Source organism: Sphingobium sp. UBA5915 (assembly GCF_002431195.1).
Classification (GTDB): Bacteria; Pseudomonadota; Alphaproteobacteria; order Sphingomonadales; family Sphingomonadaceae; genus Sphingobium; species Sphingobium soli.
Window position 1 is genome coordinate 25709 of record NZ_DJDV01000101.1, and the last position, 9406, is coordinate 35114.

The following is a 9406-nucleotide window of genomic DNA, read 5'->3' on the forward strand; positions in this document are numbered from 1 at the left end:
CATGATGGCGATGAGCCGCCGCGACGTCGCACTGGGCCTGATCGCCGGCGGCTTTGCCAGCCTGCCTTTCCCCGCCCATGCCGCGCGCCAGTTCGACGTGCGCGATCATGGCGCGCGCGGCGACGGGCGGACGATCGACAGCGCCGCGATCAACGCCGCGATCCTGGCCGCATCCGCGGCCGGCGGGGGCACCGTCATCGTGCCGCGCGGGCGCTATCTCTGTTTTTCCCTGCGGCTGCAGAGCCGCGTCACCCTGTTGCTGGCGGACGGCGCGGTGATCGAGGCGGCCGACCCTGCCCGTCATGCAGGGCGCTATGACCTGCCCGAAGACGGCATCGACCAGCTCTATCAGGATTTCGGCCACAGCCATTGGCACAACAGCCTCATCTGGGGAGACAATGTCGAACAGGTGGCGATAACGGGGGCGGGCATGATCCATGGCGTGGGCCTCACCCGCGATGGCCCCGGCGCGCGCTGGAAGAAGCAAACGGGCGAACGGCCGCTATCCATGGCGCAGATGACCGATGCCGATATCGCAAGGCTGGAGCCGGACGCGGCGAAGATGCACGGCCTTGGCAACAAGGCGATCGCGCTCAAAAATGGCCGCGACATTCGCCTGTCGGGCTTCACGATCCTGAAGGGCGGGCATTTCGCCATCCTGGCGACCGGAACGCAGCGGCTGACGATCGACGGCCTTTCCATCGACACCGATCGCGACGGCATCGACCTCGACTGCGTGCGCGATGTGCTGGTGGAACGCTGCCGCGTCAATTCGCCCAATGATGACGCCATCGTGGTCAAGAGCAGCTATGCGCTCGGCCGCGCCATCGCGGCGGAAAATATCCTGATCCGCGATTGCGACGTGTCGGGCTATGACATGGGGTCCATGCTGGACGGCACGCGCGGCACCACCCAGCAGGTCGCCCCAGATCAGGACCGGGTCACGGGCCGCATCAAGCTGGGCACCGAAAGCAATGGCGGCTATCGCAACATCCGGATCGAGGATTGCCGCTTCACGCGCTCCCGGGGCCTCGCGCTGGAAACCGTCGATGGCGGAGCGATGGAGCATATCGTCGCCCGCCGCCTCACCCTGCGCGACGTCACCACCGCGCCGCTGTTCCTGCGCCTCGGCGACCGCCGGCGTGGGCCGCAGGACACCGGCATCGGCATGATTCGCGACGTGGAAATCCGCGAAGTGGACGCGCGCGGCATCGATCACCGCTTTCCCGCCGCGCTGGCGGGCCTGCCCGGCCACCCGATCCGCGACGTGGTGCTGCACGACGTCCACCTGGCTTATGCCGGCGGCGGGACGGCGCAGGACGCCGCGCGTCGCCCGGCCGAACTGGCCGACGCATATCCCGAACCCAGCATGTTCGGCGTACTGCCCAGCTGGGCGCTCTGGGCACGGCATGTCGACGGGCTGACGCTCGAGCGCTTCACTGCGACGACCAAAGCGCCCGATGCGCGGCCGCCGTTGCTGCTCGATGACGTCGCCCGTCTCACCATGCGCGACACGCCTTTGGCTGATTGACGAACATATGGGACACTGCTACCAAATATCGGTCTAAGGTTCCATAATATGGTTCATCGAGGGGAAGCCATGACGATCCACGCCTTCAAGATGCAGCTCAAGCCCGGCGTGGTCGAGGAATATCGCCGTCGCCATGACGAGATATGGCCCGAACTGTCCGCTTTGCTGTCCGAATCGGGCATCCATGACTATTCAATCTTTCTGGACGAAGACACGCTCAGCCTCTTTGCCGTGCTCAAGCTGCGTGCCGACAACAGCCGCGACGCCCTGCCCGATCATCCGGTGATGAAGCGCTGGTGGGACTATATGGCGCCGCTGATGGAAGTGCAGCCGGGCAACCAGCCGCGCGAATGGCCGCTCCCCCTGCTGTTCCACATGGATTGACGGCACACCCATGCGCACCCTGATCGCCGCCCTGCTGCTGGGCTCCTCACTCGCTGCCGCACCCCTGCCCGTCCGCGCGCAGGAAGCCCGGCCCACCGCCAACCTGTCCGCGCCGGTCAAGACGTTCGGCCGCGTTTCCTATGACGCGCGCTCGCTGATGATTGATGGCAAGCGGGCCATCATCTGGGGCGGGGAATTCCATCCCTTCCGCCTGCCTTCGCCCGATCTGTGGCGCGACATCCTTCAGAAGATGAAGGCCAGCGGCTTCAACACCGTCGCCCTCTATTTCGACTGGGGCTATCACAGCCCGAAACAGGGCGTTTACGACTTTACCGGCATCCGTGATCTCGACCGGCTGCTGACGATGGCGGAGGAAGAGGGCCTCTACGTCATCACCCGCGCCGGCCCTTATGTGAATGCGGAACTGACGCGCGGCGGCTTTCCGGGCTGGCTCGTCAACCAGCGCGCCCGCGCCCGCACCGACGATCCCGATTATCTCAAGGCGGCCGACGAATGGCTGAGCCACATCAATCCGATCATCGCCCGGCATCAGATCAATGCGGACCCCAAGCGCAAATATGGGGTCATCCTGCACCAGATAGAAAATGAGCTGGCGCTGACCACGCCGGCGCAGCGGCGCTACATGGACCATATCTTTGCCAAGGCGCGCGCCGACGGCATCACCGTGCCGATCTTCCATAACGATCAGGGCCGCAACGGCTATTGGGTGCCGGAAAGCAGCCAGGTGGAAAAGGTCGTCCACGGCCCCAACGATATGTATGCGTTCGACGGCTATCCTGGCGGCACCTGCACAGTGGAGGGCGAACCCACGCGCGGGTCGGCCGCACCCGACTGGGGCTATTATGGTCCGGGCGGCCCAAAAGGCGGCGCATCGGCTTCCCCCGACACGCCCGGCTTCCTCGCCGAATTTGGCGGTGGCTGGTTCGACTATTGGGGATCAAACGGCGGCTATGACTGCAACGCGATCCAGCGCGGCAAGCGGTTCCAGCGCGTCTTCTATGGCACCAACCTGGCCAACGGCATCGGCATCCAGAGCTTCTACATGACCTATGGCGGCACCAGCTGGGGCTGGCTGCCCGCCCCGGTCGTGTTCACCAGCTATGATTATGGCGCGGCCATTTCCGAACCGCGCGCGCTGCGTGAGAAAGCGGAGGAGATGAAGCAGCTGGGCGGCCTCATCGCCTCTGTCCCCGACCTGGCCGGCATGATTCCCGCCGGCGCTGTCCAGATCAGCGATCCCGACATTCAGGTCTATCATAACAAGAGCCCGGAAACCGACACCCGCTTCCTGATGGTGACGCACAAGCCGTCTAATGGCCAAAGCCGCGACAGCTTCAGCTTCACCGCCGACCTGCCCGATGGCCGCTATACCGTGCCGATGCAGCTCAATGGCTTCGACGCCAAATGGCTGATCGCGGGCGCAAATCTGGGCGGTCAGCGGCTCGTCTATTCGACATCGGAGCTGCAATCGGCACAGGGCATGGGCGACCGCGACGTGCTGCTGTTCTACGGCCGTGCGGGCGAACCGGGTGAAACCGTCCTGCGCTACGCCTCCGCGCCCCGCGTGACGTTGATCGAAGGACAGGCGACCAGCGCCTTCGACGCGGGCAAGGGCGACCTCAAGATCAGTTACACCCATCAAGGCCGCGCGATATTGCGGGTCGAAGGCGGCGGGCGTCCCCCGCTGACCCTCATCCTTGCCGATGAAGCGGAAGGTGCGCGCTACTGGCGGCGCGACGGGATGCTGGTGCGCGGCCCCGTCCTGCTGCGCGATGCGTCGGTGCGCGGCGGCACGCTCGCGCTCACCGGCGATACCGCGCAGGACAGCCCGCTCGAAATTTGGGCGCCTGCCGCCGTGCGCGCCGTCACATGGAATGGCGCCCGGGTCGCAACCGCCGCCACGCCGGCTGGCAGCATCGCCGCCAGCCGGCCGCTCGCGGGACCTGCCGACATTGCCCTGCCGCCGCTCACCGACTGGCGCATGGCCAAGGGCTCGCCCGAATCCGATCCCACCTTTGACGACAGCACTTGGCAGGCGATCGATCGCCGCGCCTATGCCAGCACCACCGCCCGCCCCGATGGCCAGCCCAACATGCTGATGGACGCCTATGGCTTCCATGAAGGCGACGTCTGGTATCGCGGTCGCTTCACCGGCACGCCCGACGCAAAGGCACTTTCGCTTTTCTACGGCGCGGGCGGATCAGGCCTCGTCCAGGCATGGATCGACGGCCGGTTCCTGGGCGAAGCGGAAACGCCCCATGGCCTCCCCCGCCCGATCACGACCGGCACGGCCCGCTTCGCCCTGCCCGCGAGCGCACAGTCGGGCGATCATGTCCTGTCCGTCATGGTCCGCAACAATGGCCATAATTGGGACCTGGATTCCGACGATTTCCACAAGGAAGCGCGCGGCCTTGTGTCCGCCTCGCTGGAAGGCGGCCCGTCCGGCCGCAGCTTCGCCGTGCCGATCGACTGGAAGATCCAGGGGCGCAAGGGCGGCGAGACGCTGGCCGACCCGGTGCGGGGCGTCGCCAATAATGGCGGCCTGTATGGCGAGCGGATGGGCTGGCACCTGCCTGGCTTCGACGACAGCGCATGGGCGAAAGCCAGCGTCCCCGCGCAACAGGCGACAGCAGGCACCAACTGGTTCCGCACCGCCTTCACCCTTGCCGTGCCCAAGGGGCAGGACGCGACCATTGGCCTGAGCTTCGGCAATCCCGATACGCCGCGGTCACCGGTTCGCTATCGCGTGATGATCTTCGTCAACGGCTGGAACATGGGCCAGTTCATCGCCCATGTCGGCCCGCAACGCACTTTCCCCATTCCTGAAGGCATCCTCAATCATCGGGGCGAAAATCATGTCGCGCTCGCCGTCACGTCGGACGGCGCGCCCGGTGACGCGCTGGAAAGCGTGCGCCTCGTCACCCTTCGCAACGTCAAAGGCGGTCTGCCCGTGCAGATGGTAACCGCGCCAAAAGCACCTTCAGACCTCAAGGAGATCAAATAACGTGGCCGCTCTCAACCATGACGTCCCGCGCAGCCAGATCGTCGATTCCATCGGCCGGCTGATGGACAATCTCGTCAATATCAAGGACGAGACCGGCGAATTCCTGCTCCATCTGGACGATGGCCGCATCATCGACACCAAGGGCTGGGCCGGATGGGAATGGACCCATGGCGTCGGCCTGTTCGGCATGTGGCGCTATTATGAGCAGACCGGCGACCGGACCGCGCTCGCCATCATCAAGCAATGGTTCGAGGATCGCTTTGCCGAAGGCACGCCGACCAAGAATATCAACACGATGGCCCCGTTCATCACGCTCGCCTATCTCTACGAGCATGAGCCCGACCCGCGCTACATCCCCTATCTCGACACCTGGGCCGAATGGCTGATGGCGCCCGATGGCCTGCCCAAGACCGAAGAGGGCGGGTTCCAGCATATCGTCTATAATGACGAAAATCCCGGCGAAATGTGGGACGACACGCTGATGATGTCGGTCCTGCCGCTGGCCAAGATCGGCCTGTTGCTGAACCGCCCCCATTATATCGAGGAAGCCAAGCGCCAGTTCCTCGTCCACATCAAATATCTGTTCGATACCAAGACCGGCCTGTGGTTCCACGGTTGGGATTTCAACGGCCGCCACAATTTCGCGCAGGCGCTGTGGGCGCGCGGCAATTGCTGGGTGACGATCGCGATCCCTGAAATCATCGAGATTCTCGACCTCAAGGATGGCGACTTCTTCCGCACTTTCCTGATCGACACGCTCGCCGCGCAGGTAAAGACGCTTGCCGAGACGCAGGACGCGGAAACCGGCCTGTGGCACACGCTGATCGTCGATCCGACCAGCTATCTGGAAGCTTCGGCCACCGCCGGCTTTGCCTATGGCATCCTCAAGGCCGTGCGTAAGGGCTATCTGCCCCGCCATTATGAGGATGTCGGCATCAAGGCGGTGCGCGGCGTGCTCGCGAACATCGACGAAGCCGGCGAATTGCAGCAGGTCAGCTTCGGCACCGCGATGGGCGACACCCAGCAATTCTACAAGGACATCGCGCTCACTTCCATGCCTTATGGCCAGAGCCTCGCCATCTGCGCGCTGGGCGAGTTTCTGCGCACCTATATCTGACGCGGAAGGCGGAGGCCGAAAGGGAGATGGAAGGACCGTTCGACCGTCGCTTTCTGCTGAAGGGCGCCGCCGGCATGTCGATGCTGGCGGCGCTTCCCGCGTTCGAGCCGAACCGCGCCTGATGCTGGCGCGGCTGTTCCTGATCCTGATGCTGCTCGTTGGCGGCGCACGCGCGCAGGCCGCCGACTGGGTCGGCGCCGCCGCCGGGCCAGGCAGCTTTCCGCTCGCGGCCGATGGCGCGGTCGCGCGGATCGTGACCGATCCCGCCGATCATGCGGTGGTCCAGATCGCCGCCACCGACCTGCGCGCCGACATCGCCAGGGTCACCGGCGCATCCCCCGGCGGCACGGCACAGGTCTGGATCGGCACGCTGGGCCGCAACGCCGCCATCGACGGGCTGGTCGCCAGCGGTCGCATCGACGTGTCCCGCCTGCGCGGCGCATGGGAAAGCTTCCTCATCCAGACCATCGACCACCCCGCGCCCGGCGTGCGGCAGGCGCTGCTCATCATCGGCAGCGACCGGCGCGGCACCGCCTATGGCGCCTATGAGTTGTCGCAGGCCATCGGCGTGTCCCCCTGGCATTGGTGGGCGGACGTCACGCCGCTGCATCGCGACGCGCTGCATGTCTCACCGGGCACCCGCCGCTTCGGCCCGCCTTCGGTGCGCTATCGCGGCATCTTCCTCAATGACGAGGATTGGGGGCTCGTCCCCTGGGCGGCGGGCACCCATGCCCCGGACGAACCGCCGCTTGGCCCCAAAAGCTACGCTCGGGTCTTCGAACTGTTGCTCCGGCTCAAGGCTAATCTGCTCTGGCCGGCGATGCACCGCATCACCCGGCCCTTCAACGCCGATCCCGCCAATGCCGCCTTGGCCGATCGCTATGCCATCGTCATGGGGTCCAGCCATGCCGAACCGATGCTGCGCAACAATGTGGGCGAATGGACTGCCCCGGTCGCCGATTTCGACTATGCGAAAAATCCCGGCGGCGTCGGCGCCTATTGGCGCGAACGAGTCGCGACTAACGCCCGCTATGAAAGCGTCTGGACGCTGGGGATGCGCGGCATCCATGACAGCGGCATGGTCGGCCCCACCAGCATGGCGGACAAGCGCGCAACGCTGGAGCGCATCTTCGCCGACCAGCGCGCCATGCTCCATGACCATGGTATCGAACACGCGCCGCAGGTGTTCATGCCCTATAAGGAAGTGCTCGACATTTATCGCGCCGGGCTGACCGTTCCCGACGACGTCACGCTGATGTGGCCGGACGATAATTTCGGCTATATCCGTCGCTTCCCCGATGCGGCCGAACGCGCCCGGCCGGGCGGATCGGGCATTTACTATCATCTCTCCTATCTTGGCGCGCCGCTGTCCTATCTCTGGCTCTCCACCACGCCGCCGGCGCTCATCCGCGAAGAGATGGGCCGCGCCTGGGATCGGGGCGCGCGGATGATGTGGGTGGCCAATGTCGGCGATCTCAAGCCCGCCGAGCTTGCCACCGACTATTTTCTGCGCCTCGCCTGGGATGTGGAAGGGACGCGCGCGCGGCCGATCGACGATGTTGTTGCCCAATGGGCGGACAAGACCATCGCGCCGGGACAGGGCGCGCGGATCGCCCCGCTCTTTGCCGCCTATCACCGGCTGAACTTCGCGCGGCGGCCCGAACATCTGCAATGGTATCTGCCCGGTGAAAAGGCGCGCCCCAGCCCGCTCGACATCGCGCAGGCCGATGCCCGGCTGGCCGAATTTGCGCGGCTGGAGGCGGCCACCGACGCCCTCGCCCCGTCAATTCCTGCCGCGCGGCAGGATGCTTTTTTCGAACTGCTCGCCTATCCAGTGCATGCTTCCGCCGCCGCCAACCGCCGCGTCTTTGCCGCCGAAGCCCATGACCGGCTGCGCGATACCGACCTTGCGGGAGCGACGGCGCGGGGACGGATGGCCTGGGCGGCCGACGCACAGCTTCGCGCGCTGACCCGGCGCTATAATCGCGACCTTGCCGGCGGCAAGTGGCGGGGCATGATGGCGATGGAACCGGCCGACGGCCAGTGGCGCAGCTATCGCATGGCCGCGCCGCTGCTGCCCGCCGCTGACGCGCCGCTGCCTGGACCCAGGTCCGGCGCCACGTCCCCCGCGCCCGCGCCGACCGTCGCGCCTATCATCGTCGCGCCGGATCGTTTTGCCGTGTCGGCCGGCTGGCGCAAGGTGGATGGCCTTGGGCGGCAGGATGGGGTTCTGGCGAGCGATGGCAGCGGCGCAGCCCGCGTCCGGATCAATCTACCCCACGGTTCATGGCGCATGGTCGTAGATATACTCCCTACCTATGCCAATGCGGATGGTGGCCCGCTGCGTTTTGTCGCGAGAGTCGATGGGAGACGTCAAAGCCTGGAGATTCCCCGCACGACCGGAGACCGCGACTGGGCCGATGCAGTGCTGGACAATCGGATTACCATGCCCGTCCCCGCGCGGCTTGACGGCGGCGCGAACCGCATAGCCCTTGAAGGCGCAGGAGAACCGTTGCTGGTGGAGGCGGTGCGGTTCCTGCCGGAACGGATGTTGGATGGCAGCTTGCACTAATTCCAAAATATGTGATAGCGACCCACTATATGACATTAGCTATGTCACGTGCGCGAAGATCAGGAAGAATGGGCGCATCGCATGACGAGGCGGAGGAACTGAATTGCCCGATATTGCCCCACCCGTGACGCGCCCGGTCCGCCTCCACAATTACCTCGCCTATGGCTCCAACGACGTGCTGGGTGCCGGGTCGATGGCGGTGATCTCGGGCTGGGTGCTGATCTTCTACACGCAATTTTGCGGCCTGTCCGCCGGCCAGGCGGCGACCATCTTTGCCGTGGCGCGCATTCTCGATGCCTTCGCTTCACCGATGATCGGCTATATTTCGGATCATTTCGGCGGCACCTGGCTTGGCCAGCGTTTCGGCCGTCGGCGCTTCTTCATCCTCGCGGCCATTCCCCTGCTGCCCAGCTTCGCGCTGATGTGGCTGCCAGGGCAGGGTTTCTGGTATTATCTCGTCAGCTACGTGCTGTTCGAATTGGTCTACGCGATGGAGATCATCCCGTTCGAAACGCTCGCCGCCGAAATGTCGAGCGACTATCGGACGAAAGCGAAATTCGCGGGGTCGCGGATTCTCTTCGGTCAGGCGTCCGCCATCCTCGCCGGCTTCCTGCCGCTCTGGCTGATCGAGGCGCTGGGTCGCGACAGCGCCGACACCTTCTTCTACATGGGCATCATCTTCGCCATCCTGTTCATGGCCACGGCGGGCCTGCTTTACGCATTCAGCTGGGAACGGCATCTTCCCGCCGAAGCCGCCGCCGCGGCGCGGGCCGGCCC

6 protein-coding genes are annotated in these 9406 nt (G+C 65.5%); all 6 read left to right on the plus strand.

What is annotated here, in order from left to right; translation table 11 throughout:
* Nucleotides 1–10: 10 nt before the first annotated feature.
* Nucleotides 11–1531: a rhamnogalacturonidase gene (locus tag B2V90_RS18965; protein WP_228222321.1), complete on the plus strand. Its 1521-nt coding sequence runs from the start codon at nt 11–13 to the stop codon at nt 1529–1531.
* Nucleotides 1532–1600: 69 nt separating this feature from the next.
* Entirely contained in the window at nt 1601–1915 is a 315-nt protein-coding gene (locus B2V90_RS18970; protein ID WP_009820515.1) for an L-rhamnose mutarotase, read from the plus strand.
* A gap of 10 nt (nt 1916–1925) precedes the next feature.
* A complete protein-coding gene (locus B2V90_RS18975; RefSeq protein WP_228222320.1) occupies nt 1926–4940 on the plus strand; it encodes a glycoside hydrolase family 35 protein in 3015 nt (1004 codons plus the stop codon).
* 1 nt (nt 4941) lies between these two features.
* On the plus strand, nt 4942–6057 hold the full coding sequence (locus tag B2V90_RS18980) for a glycoside hydrolase family 88/105 protein (RefSeq protein ID WP_228222319.1): 1116 nt from the start codon (nt 4942–4944) through the stop codon (nt 6055–6057).
* 121 nt (nt 6058–6178) lie between these two features.
* A complete protein-coding gene (locus B2V90_RS18985) occupies nt 6179–8629 on the plus strand; it encodes a glycosyl hydrolase 115 family protein (RefSeq protein WP_228222318.1) in 2451 nt (816 codons plus the stop codon).
* Nucleotides 8630–8732: 103 nt separating this feature from the next.
* A partial coding sequence (locus B2V90_RS18990; protein WP_293922801.1) for an MFS transporter occupies nt 8733–9406 on the plus strand: 674 nt, incomplete at its 3' end.